This is a genomic window from Streptomyces sp. NPDC050528, from assembly GCF_044457795.1.
Lineage (GTDB): Bacteria > Actinomycetota > Actinomycetes > Streptomycetales > Streptomycetaceae > Streptomyces.
Genome location: NZ_JBITHH010000002.1, coordinates 32,629 through 48,567, shown reverse-complemented (window position 1 = coordinate 48,567; position 15,939 = coordinate 32,629). Strand labels below are relative to the sequence as shown.

General features: G+C 70.4%; 15 protein-coding genes. 10 read left to right on the top strand and 5 right to left on the bottom strand.

Going from position 1 to position 15,939, the window contains the following annotated elements:
- Positions 1-49: 49 nt before the first annotated feature.
- Both ACIBK4_RS07555 and ACIBK4_RS07550 read right to left on the bottom strand, forming a co-directional pair.
- On the bottom strand, positions 50-283 hold the full coding sequence (locus ACIBK4_RS07555; RefSeq protein ID WP_078623033.1) for a hypothetical protein: 234 nt from the start codon (positions 281-283) through the stop codon (positions 50-52).
- A gap of 94 nt (positions 284-377) precedes the next feature.
- On the bottom strand, positions 378-1,367 hold the full coding sequence (locus ACIBK4_RS07550; RefSeq protein WP_398993080.1) for a DEDDh family exonuclease: 990 nt from the start codon (positions 1,365-1,367) through the stop codon (positions 378-380).
- A 172-nt stretch (positions 1,368-1,539) separates the two neighbouring features.
- Here ACIBK4_RS07550 and ACIBK4_RS07545 point away from each other — a divergent pair, with 172 nt between their 5' ends.
- From ACIBK4_RS07545 to ACIBK4_RS07510, 8 genes are all read left to right on the top strand, one after another.
- Positions 1,540-2,337 carry an acetoacetate decarboxylase family protein gene (locus ACIBK4_RS07545; protein ID WP_398993078.1) on the top strand — a complete coding sequence of 266 codons (798 nt, stop codon included), beginning with the start codon at positions 1,540-1,542 and terminating at the stop codon, positions 2,335-2,337.
- Positions 2,337-3,221: an SDR family NAD(P)-dependent oxidoreductase gene (locus ACIBK4_RS07540; protein ID WP_398993076.1), complete on the top strand. Its 885-nt coding sequence runs from the start codon at positions 2,337-2,339 to the stop codon at positions 3,219-3,221. The genes ACIBK4_RS07545 and ACIBK4_RS07540 overlap by 1 nt, the downstream gene beginning before the upstream one ends.
- 14 nt (positions 3,222-3,235) lie before the next feature.
- The gene (locus ACIBK4_RS07535) at positions 3,236-4,519 is read left to right on the top strand and encodes an amidohydrolase family protein (RefSeq protein WP_398993074.1); all 1,284 of its coding nucleotides are present in this window, start codon (positions 3,236-3,238) and stop codon (positions 4,517-4,519) included.
- Positions 4,516-5,781: an amidohydrolase family protein gene (locus ACIBK4_RS07530; RefSeq protein WP_398993072.1), complete on the top strand. Its 1,266-nt coding sequence runs from the start codon at positions 4,516-4,518 to the stop codon at positions 5,779-5,781. Before ACIBK4_RS07535 ends, ACIBK4_RS07530 begins: the two co-directional genes overlap by 4 nt.
- A 25-nt stretch (positions 5,782-5,806) precedes the next feature.
- Complete coding sequence (locus tag ACIBK4_RS07525) at positions 5,807-6,553, top strand: VIT family protein (RefSeq protein WP_398993071.1); 747 nt, start codon at positions 5,807-5,809, stop codon at positions 6,551-6,553.
- A gap of 125 nt (positions 6,554-6,678) precedes the next feature.
- Positions 6,679-7,557 (top strand): sterol desaturase family protein, encoded by an 879-nt coding sequence (locus tag ACIBK4_RS07520; protein WP_398993069.1) that lies wholly within the window; start codon positions 6,679-6,681, stop codon positions 7,555-7,557.
- Positions 7,554-8,261, top strand: a complete 708-nt coding sequence (locus ACIBK4_RS07515) for a lysoplasmalogenase (RefSeq protein WP_398993067.1) — start codon at positions 7,554-7,556, stop codon at positions 8,259-8,261. The genes ACIBK4_RS07520 and ACIBK4_RS07515 overlap by 4 nt, the downstream gene beginning before the upstream one ends.
- Before the next feature lie 42 nt (positions 8,262-8,303).
- Complete coding sequence (locus tag ACIBK4_RS07510) at positions 8,304-9,350, top strand: zinc-dependent alcohol dehydrogenase family protein (RefSeq protein ID WP_398993065.1); 1,047 nt, start codon at positions 8,304-8,306, stop codon at positions 9,348-9,350.
- A gap of 56 nt (positions 9,351-9,406) precedes the next feature.
- Here ACIBK4_RS07510 and ACIBK4_RS07505 read toward each other — a convergent pair whose 3' ends face one another.
- The 3 genes from ACIBK4_RS07505 to ACIBK4_RS07495 all read right to left on the bottom strand — a co-directional run bounded on the left by ACIBK4_RS07505 (position 9,407) and on the right by ACIBK4_RS07495 (position 13,612).
- Positions 9,407-10,417 carry a CopD family protein gene (locus tag ACIBK4_RS07505; protein ID WP_398993063.1) on the bottom strand — a complete coding sequence of 337 codons (1,011 nt, stop codon included), beginning with the start codon at positions 10,415-10,417 and terminating at the stop codon, positions 9,407-9,409.
- Positions 10,418-10,517: 100 nt separating this feature from the next.
- Positions 10,518-11,966 (bottom strand): CoA transferase, encoded by a 1,449-nt coding sequence (locus ACIBK4_RS07500; protein ID WP_398993061.1) that lies wholly within the window; start codon positions 11,964-11,966, stop codon positions 10,518-10,520.
- 107 nt (positions 11,967-12,073) lie between these two features.
- Positions 12,074-13,612 (bottom strand): S8 family serine peptidase, encoded by a 1,539-nt coding sequence (locus ACIBK4_RS07495; RefSeq protein ID WP_398993059.1) that lies wholly within the window; start codon positions 13,610-13,612, stop codon positions 12,074-12,076.
- Between the two features lie 243 nt (positions 13,613-13,855).
- On the opposite strand from ACIBK4_RS07495, the gene ACIBK4_RS07490 reads away from it, so the two are divergent.
- Positions 13,856-14,212: a DUF485 domain-containing protein gene (locus tag ACIBK4_RS07490; RefSeq protein ID WP_398993057.1), complete on the top strand. Its 357-nt coding sequence runs from the start codon at positions 13,856-13,858 to the stop codon at positions 14,210-14,212.
- Positions 14,209-15,828 (top strand): cation acetate symporter, encoded by a 1,620-nt coding sequence (locus ACIBK4_RS07485; RefSeq protein ID WP_398993055.1) that lies wholly within the window; start codon positions 14,209-14,211, stop codon positions 15,826-15,828. Before ACIBK4_RS07490 ends, ACIBK4_RS07485 begins: the two co-directional genes overlap by 4 nt.
- The last annotated feature ends 111 nt before the right edge of the window (positions 15,829-15,939 follow it).

Below are 15,939 nucleotides of genomic sequence, written 5' to 3'. Positions count from 1 at the left end.
GGGGGGTACCGGAAGGGATACGGGGTCCGGCTTCCGGGAGGCCGGTGGCTCACACCTTGTCGATGATCCCCACCATCCCCTCCGCCCGGGCGCAGTGGCCCCCGCAGAACCAGTGGCCCTCGACCTCCACGCCCTGGCCGATGATCTGCACCCGGCAGTGCTCGCAGATCGGGGCCATACGGTGGATCGCGCAGGAGAAGCAGTCGAAGACGTGCACCGCGCCCTGCGCGTGCACCTCGAAGCTCATGCCGTAGTCATTGCCGCACACTTCACATCTCGCCATGCGCCACAGGGTGGGCCGTCCGCCCGGCACGGGCGAGCGGGCGCGGGGCGAGTCGTACGACAATCACCCGTCCGTACGGTCACCGGGGGCGTCGTCAGTCCGCCGCCTCGACGTCCCGCAGCAACTGCCCGAAGGCCGCCTCGTCCACCACGGGCGTGCCGAACTGCTTGGCCTTGACCACCTTCGAGGTGCCCGAGTCCGGGTCGTTCGTGACGAGCAGGCTGGTCAGCCGGGACAGGCTCGTCGCCACATGCAGCCCGGCTTCCACGGCACGGTCCTCCAGGAGCTCGCGCTCGATGGACGTGTCCCCGGAGAACGCGATCCGCATCCCCTGCTTGAGCGGCTTGCCGTCCTCGAACCGCCCCGGGTTCGGGTACGGGCACGCGGGCCGCTTGCGCGCGGGACGCCAACTGCCCGCCCCGTAGCCGCTGTAGCCCCCCGCCTGCTGGCCGATCCGGGGCGCCGGTCGGTCGGCGGTCCACTCGGTCAGCGGGCGGCACTCGTGCAGGGGCAGCCGTACGCCGCCCCGGGCCGCCGCGCGCAGGCTCGGCCGGAACGCCTCGGCGAGCACGCGCGCGTCGTCCAGCGCGTGGTGCGCGCGCTGCTGCACGACACCGAAGTGCGCCGCCAGGGACTCCAGCTTGTGGTTGGGCAGCGGCAGGCTCAGCTCCTTGGAGAGCGCGATGGTGCACAGCCGCTGACGGACCGGCGGATCGATCTGCACGCGCGCGTACTCCCGCGCGATCATCTGCCAGTCGAAGACCGCGTTGTGCGCGACCAGCACCCGGCCCTCCAGGCGGGTCGCGAACTCGTCGGCGATGTCCTTGAAGAGGGGCGCGCCCTCCAGGACGTCACTCGTCAGACCGTGGATCCACACGGGGCCGGGGTCGCGCTCCGGATTGACCAGCGTGTACCAGTGGTCCTCGACCTCGCCGAGCGCGTCCAGACGGTAGACGGCCGCGGAGATTATCCGGTCGTCCCGGGCCAGACCGGTGGTCTCCACGTCAACTACCGCATACCCCTGGGGATATGCGGCCGGCCACGGAGTGGCTGCGGACACTGTCGGCGAGTGGTCTTCGAGCATGGTCACTGAGGATACGGGCCGTCACTGACAGCCCCGTCCCTCAGGGGCGCTGTCCCGTCCGCCCGTTCGGGTCCGCCGAACGCACGCGCGCGTGGCTATGGACCTTTTGCCCGCCCGGTGCAAGCGTGCTGCCCGCCTGACGGATGACGGCCTACGAAGGGCGGTACGGCGTATGGCACGCGTACGGTACGGGGCACGGACCGAGGCGGAGATCGCCGCCGCACGCACAGCGAGCTCCAAGCTCCCGGACATCTGGTCCACCGGTGTGGTGGCCGTCTGGGAGAGCGACCCGGACGCGGTTGCGGCGGTCCTGCCGCCACCCCTCAAGCCCACCGGGCGGCCCCTGGTCCGGGTGAACATCAGCAAGGTCGAACTGACCGGATATCCCCTGGGCGCAGGCTCGTTCGCGGTCGCCGCCGCGCACGACGGCGTCGAGGGCTGGTACCCCCTGGTGATGCCGATGACCCACGAACGGGCCCTCACCGGCGGCCGCGAGGTCTTCGGGGAGCCCAAGAAACTCGGCGAGGTGACCGTCGAGCGCGTGGGTCTCGTCGTGCACGCGTACCTGGCCCGGCACGGCATCGCCTTCGTGGAAGTGCGCGGCGCGATCAGCGAGGAACTGCCCCTCCCCGGGCCGACTCAGAAGACCGACTTCTACTTCAAGTTCCTTCCCGCGGTGGACGGTTCGGGCTTCGACGCGGACCCGGTGCTCGTGCACTGCCTGCGCAACGAGAAGGTCCGCCGACTGGAACGCGTCACCGGGGACGTCGTCCTGCGCGAGTCCATGTACGACCCGGTCGCCGACCTCCCCGTGCGCACCCTCGTCGACATCACCATCGGCGAGAAGACCAGCGACCAGCGCGGCAAGGTCGTCGAACGGGTAGACGCGCAGGCCCTGTTGCCGTACATCCACCAGCGCTACGACGACCCGCAGCAGATCCATGACGGACCTCCTGAGGGGAGCGCCTAATGGAGTTGAGGGAGGGTCAGGTCGCCGTCGTCACCGGGGCGGCGAGCGGGATCGGGCTCGCGATGGCACGACGGTTCGCCGCCGACGGGCTCAAGGTGGTCCTCGCCGACGTCGAACAGGGCGCCCTCGACAAGGCCGCCGCCGATCTGCGCGCCGACGGTGCCGACGTGCACGCGCGCGTAGTTGACGTCGGCGTACGCCAACAGGTCCTGGATCTCGCCGAGTCGGCCTACGAGACGTACGGCGCCGTCCACGTCCTGTGCAACAACGCCGGGGTCGGCTCGGGCGCCGAGGGCCGGATGTGGGAGCACGAACCGAACGACTGGCAGTGGGCGTTCGCCGTCAATGTGTGGGGCGTCTTCCACGGCATCCAGGCGTTCGTGCCGAGGATGATCAAGTCCGGTCAACCCGGTCATGTCGTCAACACGTCCTCCGGGGACGGCGGGATCGCCCCGCTGCCCACCGCCTCCGTGTACGCCGTCACCAAGGCGGCCGTCGTGACGATGACCGAGTCCCTGTACGCCCACTTGAAGGCGGAGCACGCGCGCGTGGGTGCCTCGGTGCTGTTCCCGGGGCCGCACATGCTGCGCACGGGACTGTGGGAGTCGCACCGCAACCGGCCCGCCCGGTTCGCGAAAGAGCGCCCCCGTAGGACCCCTTATCGCAGCCTCGACCAGTGGGAGACCGCGATGAAGGAGGCCGGCAAGGAGGTCGCCTTCACGCCCGTCGAGGAGGTCGCCGACCTCGTCGTGGACGGCATCCGCGCGGACCGTTTCTGGCTGCTGCCCGACAGCGAGCACAGCGACACCCAGATACGGGCACGCGCGCGTTCCATGCTCGACCGCTCGAACCCGTCGTACCTGGAGAGCTTCATCCTGGACTGACCGAGGGGGCTGTTGTGACCGACCAGGAGCCGTACCTGATCATCTCCTCCGACTGCCATGCCGGGTTGCCCACCGAGGAGTACCGGCCCTATCTGGACGCCCGGTTCCACCGGGACTTCGACGAGTTCCTCGCCGGACGCGACCGCCGCCGCGAGGAGATGACCCGGCTCGGCATCCGCAACGAGGCGTTCGCGGCCAAGTGGTTCCACGACAACGAGGAGGGCCTGCGCGGGGGTTGGGACACCGCGCAGCGCCTCAAGGAGCTCGACGGGGACGGAGTGGCCGCCGAGGTGGTCTTCCCGGACGCCGACGCCGTCGACAGCCAGACGGCCGCGCCCTTCGGAGTGGGCCTCGGCCTTTCCGGGGACCAGGACCCCGAGTTGGGCATGGCGGGCGCCCAGGCGCACAACCGCTGGCTTGCCGACTTCGTCTCCGAGAACCCCGAACGGCACTGCGGAGTCGCCCTGTTGCCGATAACGGCTCCTACGGAGAAGGTCGTCGCGGAGATCCACCGCGCCAAGGAGTCCGGCCTCGGCGCCCTGATGATCCCCTCCATGTGGGTCGACAAGGAGCCCTACCACGACCGCCGTTACGACCCCGTGTGGGCGGCCGCCGCCGAGTGCGCGATGCCCGTGCTCACACACTCCGGGGCGGCACCCCGCCACGAGTACGGCGACCACCTGGGCATCTATGTGAGCGAGGTGACCTGGTGGCCCGCCCGGCCGCTCTGGTTCCTGCTCTGGTCCGGGGTCTTCGAACGCCACCCGGGTCTCAAGTTCGGTGTCGCGGAGTCGGGTTGCTGGTGGCTGCCGAACCAGCTGTGGTTCATGGACCGCCTCTACCTGGGCGCCCACGGCGGCAAGAAGCTGTCGCCGTTCGCGGAGTTGAAGCGTCCGCCGAGCGAGTACCTGGACCGGCAGGTCTTCATCTGCGCCACCAACACCAAGCGCCGTGAACTGGCCCAGCGGTACGAGATCGGCGTCGACAACATCCTCTGGGGCAGCGACTTCCCGCACCCCGAGGGCACCTGGCCCGACACGCGCGCGTGGCTGAAGCGCACCTTCCACGACATCCCGGTCGACGAGACCCGCCGCATGCTGGGCCTGGCGGCGGCGGACGCGTTCGGCTTCGACGTGGCGGCCCTGGAGCCGCTGGCCCGCCGGATCGGCCCGACCCCCGCCGAACTCGGCCAGCAGGACGACCAGATGGCCGTGACGGCGTCCTGGGCGCGCTCGCGCGAGGTGGGCCGGCACTGGCTGACCGACCACGACTTCCCGGTCCTGGGGGCGACGCTATGACCTCCACGGGCCCCATGGCTGCCGACGGCGCGGACCGGTACACGGTGATCTCGGCCGACTGCCACGCGGGCGCCGATCTCCTCGACTACAGGCCCTACTTGGAGAAGCGGTACCACGACGAGTTCGACGCGTGGGCGGCCACGTACGTCAACCCGTACGAGGACCTGGTCGCCGACACGGCCGACCGGAACTGGAACTCCGAGCGGCGGATCGCCGAGCTGGAGCAGGACGGGATCGTCGCGGAGGTCGTCTTCCCGAACACCGTCCCGCCGTTCTTCCCGTCCGGCTCCCTGATGGCACCCGCGCCCACGGCCGAGGATTTCCAACGGCGTTGGGCCGGCCTGCGCGCCCACAACCGCTGGCTGGCGGACTTCTGCGCCGCCGCTCCGGGCCGCAGGGCGGGTGTCTTCCAGATCCTCCTCAACGACGTCCAGGAGGCCGTCCAGGAGATCCGCTGGGCGGTCGAGGCGGGCCTCCGGGGCGGTCTGCTGCTGCCCGGCACTCCGCCGGGATCGGGGCTGCCGGAGCTGTACTCGTCGACGTACGACCCGATCTGGGCCGTGTGCGCGGAACTCGGCGTGCCCGTCAACCACCACGCGGGCTCGGCGTCGCCGCCCCTGGGTGACGAACCGGCCGCCCGCGCGGTGTACATGGTCGAGACGACCTGGTTCTCGCACCGCGCCCTGTGGCACCTGATCTTCGGCGGCGCGTTCCGCCGCAACCCGGACCTGAGGCTGGTCCTGACCGAGCAGGGTTCCGGCTGGATACCCGGGGTGCTCGACATGCTGGACTACTACCACGGGCGGCTGGTCGCGGCGGCCACGAAGGCGTCGGGGGCGTCGACCGCGGAGTCCAAGTTCGGCGCGGGGCTCTCCACTTCGATGGGCAAGGGTCCCTCGGAGGTATGGCGCGACAACTGCTTCGTGGGCGCCAGTTTCATGCGCCCCCACGAGGTGCCCCTGCGTGACCGCATCGGCATCGAGAAGATCATGTGGGGGAGCGACTTCCCGCACGACGAAGGCACGTACCCGTACTCCAGGGAGGGCCTCCGCTTCGCCTACGCGCGCGTGCCGCGCGACGAGGTCGCCGCCATGGTCGGCGGCAACGCGGCCCGCGTGTACGGCTTCGACCTCGCCGCCCTGGACCCGATCGCGGCGAAGGTCGGCCCCGCGGTGACCGAGATCGCGGAACCCCTCGCCGAACCGCCGGCGGACGCGACCAGCCCGGTATTCGCGCGGGGAGCGTCGGTACGGGTGTGGTGAGAGCGGGGGTGCGATCCTTCGCGGTGTGACGGAACCGACCAACGGCGAGACCCACGGCGAGACCAAGGGCGAGACCCATGACGAGGCCCACGACGGCTCGCTGGGCTCGCGGCTGAACTGGCTGCGGGCCGCGGTCCTGGGAGCCAACGACGGCATCGTGTCCACCGCCGGTCTCGTCGTCGGCGTGGCGGGTGCCACGGACGACCGCTCGGCACTGCTGACGGCCGGCCTCGCGGGCCTCCTCGCCGGCTCCATGTCGATGGCGGCGGGGGAGTACGTGTCCGTCTCGACGCAGCGCGACTCGGAGAAGGCCGCGCTGGCCCTGGAGAAGCGCGAGCTGAAGGAGCAACCGGAGGCGGAACTGGAGGAGTTGACCGAACTCCTCCAGGACCGGGGCCTGACCCGTGAGGTGGCCATGGAGGCGGCGACCCAGCTCACGCAGCGCGACGCCCTGCGTGCCCACGCGCGCGTGGAGCTGGGCATCGACCCCGACGACCTCACCAACCCCTGGCACGCGGCCTGGGCGAGCTTCCTGTCCTTCACGGTCGGCGCCCTGCTGCCCCTCCTGGCGATCGTCCTGCCCCCGGCCGACTGGCGGCTCGGCGTCACCGTGGTGTCGTCACTGGCCGCGCTGGTCCTGACGGGCTGGAGCAGCGCACGGCTCGGGACGGCGGACACGCGACCGGCGATGCTGCGGAATGCGGCAGGCGGGGCGCTGGCGATGGGGGTCACCTATGCCGCGGGGGCGTTGCTCGGGGCGGCTGGGGTGTAGTGACCCACAACCGGGACATGGCGGGCCCATTGGCGGAGATCGCCAACAAGTAAGCGCGTACCCCCGGTAATACTTGTGGGTAACAACGTCTAGTCGCGGCTGATTTGCGGTCCTACGGTTCACCCATGCCGAACCTGCCCGATGCCGTGCTCTGGTCGATACCCGCCTTCGTGCTGCTCACCGTGATCGAGATGATCAGCGTGCGCGTCCACCCCGACGACGACGCGGCGGGCTACGAGACGAAGGACGCCGTCACGAGCGTCGGCATGGGCCTCGGCAGCCTCGTCTTCGACTTCCTCTGGAAGATCCCCATCGTCGCGATCTACACGGCGATCTACGAACTCACGCCACTGCGCGTGCCCGTCCTGTGGTGGACGATCCCGCTGATGCTGCTCGGGCAGGACTTCTTCTACTACTGGTCCCACCGCGGCCACCACGTCATCCGCATCCTCTGGGCCTGTCACGTCGTCCACCACTCCAGCCGCAGGTTCAACCTGACGACAGCCCTGCGGCAGCCCTGGACGACCCTCACGGTGTGGCCGTTCTACGTCCCGCTCATCGCCCTGGGTGTGCATCCCGCCGCGCTGGCGTTCTGCTCCTCGGTGAACCTCGTCTACCAGTTCTGGATCCACACCGAGCGGATCGACCGGATGCCCCGCTGGTTCGAGTTCGTCTTCAATACGCCGTCCCACCACCGGGTGCACCACGCGTCCCAAGGCGGCTATCTGGACCGCAACTTCGGCGGCATCCTCATCGTCTGGGACCGGCTCTTCGGGTCCTTCGTGCCGGAGGTTGAGCGGCCCGTCTATGGGTTGACGAAGAACATCAACACGTTCAACCCGATCAAGGTCGCCACCCATGAGTACGTCGCCATCGCCAAGGACCTGAAGTCGGCGACCAGTTGGCGCGAGCGCGCGGGACGCGTGTTCCGGGGACCGGGCTGGCAGCCGGTGCCGGTCCCGCAGCAGAGTTTCCCGGCCGCCGAGGAGACCGCGGCCGCGTGAACCCACGTACCGCACACCCGGCCGCGACGCGCGCACTCCTGACCGCCTTCGCGCTGACAGCCCTCCTGGATCTGCTCTCGCTCGCCCTCGGCTCCGACCCCGCCCACACCGTCACCAAGCCCCTGTTGATGCCGCTCCTCGCCGCGTACGCGGCCCTGCGCGGCGCGCCCCGGCTCCTCGTCGCCGCGCTGCTCTTCGGCTGGGGCGGCGACACCCTGCTGCTCTCCGACGCCGACCCCGCCTTCCTCGCCGGCATGGCCTGCTTCGCGGCGGGTCACCTCTGCTACCTCGCCCTCTTCAGGACGTACGGCGGCCTGAAAAGTGCTCCACGCGTGCGTGCGGGCCTTCTCGTCGTCGGGTACGCCGTTGCCCTGGCCGTCACCGTCACGCTGCTGTGGCCGGACCTCCCGGCGGACCTGCGCGTCCCCGTGGTCGGCTACAGCGCCCTCCTGACGGCGATGGCGGGTGCCGCGGCCGCCCGGTTCGGGCTCGTCGCCGGGCTCGGCGGGGCGCTCTTCATGGTCTCCGACACCCTCATCGCGACCGGCGTCGCCGACTGGCCGCAGCCGCCCAGGCCCGACTTCTGGATCATGCTGACGTACGTCGCGGCACAGTTCCTGCTGGTCCAGGGCGTGCTCGGCACCCTCGCCGAGCGCCGCGCACCGGCGGCGGCGTACCGTGAAGTGCGCTCGACCACCCCCTGAGCGCACCGCACCAGCACACCCGCGACGAGAAGGACCCTCGCCATGCGCGCCACCACCATCCACGCCCCGTTCGACATGCGCGTGGAGGACGTGCCCGAGCCCCTGGTGCAGCTGCCCACCGACGCCGTGGTCCGGGTGCTGCGCGCCTGTATCTGCGGCAGCGACCTGTGGGCGTACCGCGGCGAGTCGGCCCGGCAGCCGGGGCAGCGCATCGGGCACGAGTTCCTCGGGATCGTCGAGGAGACCGGCTCCGAGGTGACCGGAGTCGGGACCGGTGACCTCGTGGTCGCGCCCTTCGTGTGGTCCGACGGCATCTGCGACTACTGCCGCGAGGGCCTCACCACCTCCTGCGTGCACGGCGGCTTCTGGGGCGCCGTGGGCTACGACGGCGGCCAGGGCGAGGCGGTACGCGTGCCCTTCGCCGACGGCACCCTCGTACCGCTGCCGAAGGACGCGGCCTCCGACGACCACCTGCTGTCCGCGTTGCTGACCCTGTCCGACGTCATGGGTACCGGCCACCACGCCGCTCTCGGCGCGGGTGTCCGCAAGGGCGCCACCGTCGCCGTCGTGGGCGACGGAGCGGTCGGCCTGTGCGCCGTGCTCGCCGCCAAGCGCCTCGGCGCCGAGCGGATCATCGCGCTCGGCCGCCACGAGGTACGCACGGACATCGCCCGCCGCTTCGGCGCCACCGACGTCGTCGCGGCACGCGGCGAGGAGGCCGTCGCGGCCGTCCGCGAACTCACCCGTGGGCAGGGCGCGCACGCCGTCGTCGAGGCCGTCGGCACCGAGCAGTCCATGCGGACGGCCGTCGACATCGCGCGCGACGGCGGCGCGATCGGCTTCGTCGGCGTACCGCACGGCAGCGGCACCGGCCTCGACCTCGGGGTCATGTTCGACCGGAACATCGCGCTGCGCGGCGGGGTCGCGCCGGTCCGCACGTACATCCCGGAGCTGCTGCCCGACATCCTGGACGGCACCATCGACCCCTCGCCCGTCTTCGACCTGACGGTCGGCCTGGAGGGCGTGCCCGACGGCTACAAGGCGATGGACGAGCGCACGGCCCTGAAGGTCCTGGTCACGAACGGTTGATCAACTCTTGACGGTCGACATTGACTGATCGGGTGACAGATTGACTGGCTGGTTGATCAATGCCAGCGGATCGGCACCGGCAGGGCCGTCAACAGTCCCGAGACCAGGACCACCACCCCCAGGGCGACGACCTCCGCCCGCGCGGGTGCGAAGGCGGTCAGTGGATCGGCGGCCCGACGGAGCCGGGACCGTGCCCACAACGCGAGGACGGCGACGGCGGCGACGAGGATCACCTTGGCCAGCAGGGTGCGCCCGTACGCCGTCGTCGTCAGCTGGTCCAGGATCGTGCCGGCCGGCATCCGGCGCAGCGAACTCCACACGCCCGTGGCGGTGATGGCGGCGAGCAGGACGGCCGCCAGGCGCGCGTAGAGACCCAACAACGCGGCTCCCGCTTCGGCACCCCGCCACTGCCGCAACGTCCGCAGTACGTGCAGCAGACCGCCCACCCACAGCGCCGCGCATGTCAGGTGCACCAGGGTCAGTTCGGAGCCGACCAGAGGGCTGTGTTCGCTCGCCGGGTGCACGCGCAGCGCCTCCGCGACGACCACGGCGGCGAGGGGCCACACCTGGAGGCCGGGCCTGCGCGACCGGGCGCACAGGGCCGCCACGGCGAACGCGTTCACCTCCAGCAGCGCCAACTTGCCGTCCCGGGACTGGTAGAGGCCGCCGACGTCGATCTGCGCAAGGCTGTGCGGCACCAGGTTGCCCGTCGCCACGACCGACGCGAGCCCCAGCGCGGCGACGAAACCGGCGCCGGCCGCGTACGGGGCCCAGCTGCGGGGGCCGTTCGGGGGAGCGCCGGGCACGGTACGCGTCAGCCGGTTCACGAACAGCTCGCCCACGGGGACGCACAGCGCGCCGAACAACACCGCCCGCAGCAGCGCGATGCCCTCGACGCCGGGCGCGGCGGCCTCCCCGGTGTCGTGCAGCGCGGCGGACGGGCCGAGCAGGGGTATCAGCGCGGCGAGCACCACCAGGGCCAGTACGGCGACGGCCCGACGCGTACCGGGGCGCCGCCCGGAGCCGCTCGTGTCGGCCGCTTCGACAGTCGGTCGTATCAAGGTCACCCCAAGATCTTCACCAGCCGTCACAGAACCGGGCAAGTGCAACAAAACAACTGGCGGAACGGCATTCCGCTCATAGGTACGTTTCCGGTCGACCCCCGCATCAAGCCCAACGAGCCGGGTCCGTGCCCCAACACCCCGGCGGACGCGCCCAGTTCACAGGCCCGCCGTCGAACGACACCGGCGACAGTGCGTGCCGCAGCCGCCCGATACCGCTGTCCGTTTCGACGAGCCAGGCGTCGGGCTGGTTGTACGCCGTCCCGCGCTCCTCGTACGCGATTCCGTCGAGCCCCTCCGCGACCGGTCGGCTCGCATACGCGGCCCCGCCGGCCACTACGCCTCCCCGCTCACCCCTGTCCGCCGTCAGCCACGCCGCAGTCCGCGCAAGCGCCAACCTCAGGGCGACGCCGTAACCCTGCTCTGCCTGTTCCGTCAGCGCCCGCAGCACCGCCCCCGCCAGCAGATACCCGGTCCCGTGGTCGAGGGCCTGCGCGGGCAGTGCGCCGGGGTGTTCCGGTGACCCCTCGATCGCCGCGACGCCGGTGGCGACCTGCACCAGGCTGTCGAACCCGCGCCGGTCACCCCACGGCCCGTACGCGCCCCACGCCGACAACTGCGCCACGACCAGTCCGGGCCGACGGTCGGCCAGCGCCTCGGGGGAGAGCCCGAACCGGTCCAGGGCGCCCGGCCGGTACCCGGTGACGACCACGTCCGCCCGCGCGAGCAACTCCTCGAAGGTGCGCCGGTCGGCTACCAGGCCCAGGTCCAGCCGGGTCGACCGCTTCCCGAACCCGGTGTCCGCGTGCGCGTCCGGATCCTCCGGCAACTGTGGGGCGTCCACGCGCAGCACGTCCGCGCCCAGCAGCGCGAGCGTCCGCGTGGCGATCGGACCGGCGATGACCCGCGTCAGGTCCAGCACGCGCACCCCTGCGGCGGGCAGCAACGGGTCGCCGTCGAGCGGCGGGAGCACACGCGCGCGTGCGGTACCGAGCCGTTCACGCTCGACGAGCGGACGCCCGGCCACCGCGACCCCCTGAGGGTGCGCGGCCCACTCCTCCGCCGTCCGCAGCGCGACCGCGAGACCCCCGGCGCCGTACACCGTGTCCTCGACCTCCGGCGCGGACCGCTCCGCGAGCACCTCGGCCACGTCCTCCACCGACGCGTCCCCCGGCAGCTTCAACGCGCCCAGCAGCCGCGCCCGGTGGTGCGGATAGTTCGCGTGGGTACGGACCCAGCCGTCGGCCGTCCGCCAGAACCGAGACAGCGGGGCGAAGCTGACCGGAGCCCGCCCGTCGATCAACAGATGCCGCTCACTGACGAACGCCGTCGCGACGGCCCCGTCGTCCACCCGTACCCCGGGCACCTCCGCGAGCCCACCCCGACGTGCCCCCAACTCGGCGGCGGCCAGCGTGCACGCTCCTACGCAGGCCCGCGCCAACTCCCGTACGGGAAGCCGCGCTTCGAGCGCCCCTGGGCGCGCGACGGTCGAGATGCGCGAGACCAGGGCGGGATCGCCACCCAGAGCAGCCCATGCCATCTTGATGTCAGTCATGATTGCACTATGCGGTATTGATTCAATCAACATAGAAAGGGCTGCGATACAGACACGAACGGGCCGGGCGGAGATCCGCCCGGCCCGCGTCATCGGAGAGGCAGGGGCTACTTCACCGCCCGCAGGGCGTTGACGATGCCGAACCCGTAGAAGCCGTTGACCCGCTTGCCGCCCACGCAGGTCGCGTCCGCGACGCCGTCACCGTTGGTGTCGTACACGTCGGTCGGGCAGCCCGGGTTGTCGGCCTCGGCCTTCAGGAGTGCCTGCAGTTGGGCCGGACTGGCGTGCGGGTGGGTCGACTTGAGCAGTGCGGCCACGGCGGCGACGTGCGGGGTCGCCATCGAGGTGCCCTGGAGGTAGCCGTACGTGTTGTTCGGCAGCGTGGAGAGGATGCGGCCGTTCTTCGACGGGGTGTCCGGGATCTGCCGGGCGTCGCCGCCCGGCGCCGACACGTCGATGACGCCCTGGCCGTAGCTGGAGAAGTACGACTTGGCCTTCTTGACGCCGACCGAGCTCACCGTGACGACACCCGGCAACTGGGTCGGTACGTCGAAGCACTCGTGCGGGTCGACCGTACGGGTCGTCGCGGTCGAGTCGTCCGGGCTGGAGGAGTCGACGAGGGCGTGGGAGTCGAGGTCGTCGTTGGAGTTGCCGGCCGCGGCGACATTGAGCGTGCCCTTGCTCTGGGCGTACAGCTGGGCCCTGTTGACCGCGTCAACAATGGCACGTTGATCGGGGTCGTCCATGCAGTTGTACAGCCAAGGATCAACGTAGTAGCTGTTGTTGGTGATCTCCACGCCGTGATCCGCGGCGAACACGAACGCGCAGACCACGCTCTCCGGGTAGAACAGCTGGGTCGAGTCCGGCTCGGCCACCGTGATCCCGGCGACCTTCACACCCGGTGCGACTCCTGCCACGCCGATGCCGTTGCGGGCGGCGGCGATCTCACCCGCGACATGTGTGCCGTGGTAGTGGGCGGAGTCCACGGGACGCCAGGCGCCGTACGTGGTGTCCGCCTTGCCGCCCACGCAGTTGGCGGACTGGGAGGCGGAGAAGTTCGGGGCGATGTCCGGGTGGGTGTCGTCCACGCCCACGTCGATGACGGCGACCGTCACGCTCTTGCTGCCCGGGTTGATCTTCGCGGCCTTGTCGGCGCCGATCGCGGGCAGGTCCCACTGGTCGGCTTCGAGCGGCTCGCTGTCTCCGGCGGCGGCCGAGGCCTTCGCCGTCTTCGCGGCCTGGTCCTTGGAGAGGTACTGCACCGCGCCCTCGTCGGTCGTCGAGGCGAGGCTCAGCGGCGCCGTACGCGTGGCACCCGCCGACTGCACACCGGGCACCTTGCGGATGATCAGTCCGAAGTCGGGGTTCGCCGAGTGGACGACGATCACACCGATCTTCTCGTACGTCACCACGATGGTGCCGCCGGCCGCATTGATCGCGTTCTTGACCGAGTTGATCGTCCGGTGGTCGAGGCGAGTGTTGACCACATACGCAAGGTTCGGTGCGTCGGCGGCCTGTGCCGTGGTCCCGGTCTCCGCGATCGGGACCGCCGAGGCCGCCGACGGGAGGAAACCGAGCGAGGCGGTCAGCGACAGCACGACCGGTACGGCGAGGGCGAGCCGGCGTCTGGGGCGCAGATGAGCCATGGGATCTCCACATCATCCGGAAATGAAACGGCCCGAGACGTGGTGGCGCGCCCGGGCAGGTACATGACGAGTGGTGCAGACCTGAAGCTATCTCCCGCGGCGGCTGGCCAGCAATGATTTCCCAAAGACGACTACCGAAAGAAGTCAAAGGCGTTGAACCGGTCGACGCGGCGCGCCGTGCCCTTGGGCAGGAAGCGTCAACGCCAGACCAGAACCCGCAGGTCCGTAACGCGAGGAGACACCGTGGCCACCGAGACACCACCTCCCTCGAAAGCCGAACGCCAACTCCCCAGTACTCAGGAGTTCGAACAGGTCCAGGAGAGCGCGGAGTTCGCCGAACTGCGCCGCGCCCACCGCTCCTTCGCCTTCCCGCTGACCGTCGCCTTCATCGTCTGGTACCTGCTGTACGTGCTGCTGTGCAACTACGCCGACGACTTCATGGACACCAAGGTCGTCGGCAACATCAACGTCGCCCTGGTCCTGGGCCTCGCCCAGTTCCTCACCACGTTCCTCATCGCCTGGTGGTACGCGCGGTACTCCGCCGCGAAGCTCGACCCCAAGGCGGCAGCCATCAAGTCCCGGATGGAGGGCGACGCATGAGCCCCACGATCACCCTGGCCGCAGGCGAGGCGAGCCAGCACCGGCCGCTGATCATCACCCTGTTCGCGGTCTTCGTCGCCGCGACGCTCGTCATCACCGTATGGGCGGGCCGCCAGACCAAGAGCGCCGCCGACTTCTACGCGGGCGGCCGCCAGTTCACCGCCTTCCAGAACGGCCTCGCCGTCTCCGGCGACTACATGTCCGCCGCGTCCTTCCTCGGCATCGCGGGCGCGATCGCCCTCTTCGGCTACGACGGCTTCCTGTACTCCATCGGCTTCCTGGTCGCGTGGCTGGTCGCCCTGCTCCTGGTGGCCGAACCGCTGCGCAACTCCGGCCGCTACACCATGGGCGACGTCCTCGCGTACCGCATGCGCCAGCGCCCGGTCCGCACGGCGGCGGGCACCTCCACCATCGTGGTGTCGATCTTCTACCTGCTGGCGCAGATGGCCGGCGCGGGCGTCCTGGTCTCGCTGCTCCTCGGCATCACCACCGACGCGGGCAAGATCGGCATCGTCGCCCTGGTCGGCGTCCTGATGATCGTGTACGTCACGATCGGCGGCATGAAGGGCACCACCTGGGTCCAGATGGTCAAGGCCTGCCTGCTCATCGCCGGCGCGCTGCTGCTGACCTTCCTGGTGCTGCTGAAGTTCAACTTCAACGTCTCCGACCTGCTCGGCAAGGCCGCCTCCAACAGCGGCAAGGGTTCCGCCTTCCTGAACCCCGGCCTCAAGTACGGCGCCACCGGCACGACCAAGCTGGACTTCATCTCCCTGGGCCTCGCCCTGGTCCTCGGCACCGCCGGTCTGCCGCACATCCTGATCCGTTTCTACACGGTGCCCACCGCCAAGGCCGCCCGTAAGTCGGTCATCTGGGCCATCGGCCTGATCGGCGCCTTCTACCTGATGACCCTGGCCCTCGGCTTCGGCGCCGCCGCACTGATCAAACCCGACGAGATCATCGCCTCCAACAAGGCGGGCAACACGGCCGCCCCCCTCCTGGCACTGCATCTGGGCGGAGTCGACTCCAACTGGGGCGCCATCCTCCTGGCCACCATCTCGGCGGTCGCGTTCGCCACGATCCTTGCGGTCGTGGCCGGTCTGACCCTGGCCTCGTCCTCCTCGTTCGCCCACGACATCTACGCGAACGTCATCAAGCGCGGCCAGGCCACGGAGAAGCAGGAGATGGCCGCCGCCCGCTACGCCACGGTCGGCATCGGTGCGGTCTCCATCGTCCTCGGCGCCCTCGCCCGCGACCTGAACGTCGCCGGCCTGGTCGCCCTCGCCTTCGCGGTCGCCGCGTCCGCCAACCTCCCGACGATCCTCTACAGCCTCTTCTGGAAGCGCTTCACCACCCAGGGCGCCCTGTGGTCGATCTACGGCGGCCTGGTCGCGGCGGTCGGCCTGGTCCTGTTCTCGCCGGTCGTCTCCGGCAAGGAGACGTCGATGTTCCCCCACGTCGACTTCCAGTGGTTCCCCCTGGAGAACCCCGGCATCATCTCCATCCCGGTCGGCTTCCTGCTCGGCTGGCTCGGCACGATCCTCTCCAAGGAGGAGCCGGACACCGGCAAGTACGCGGAGCTGGAGGTACGGTCCCTGACCGGCACCGGAGCCCACTGACCGGCCCCGCCCAGTCCCTCTGAGTCCCCCCACCAAGTCCCCCCACGTCGACGGCCGCGTCGTAGATCCCTACGACGCGGCCGTGTCGTACCTCGTGGGATCGGGCCGCTC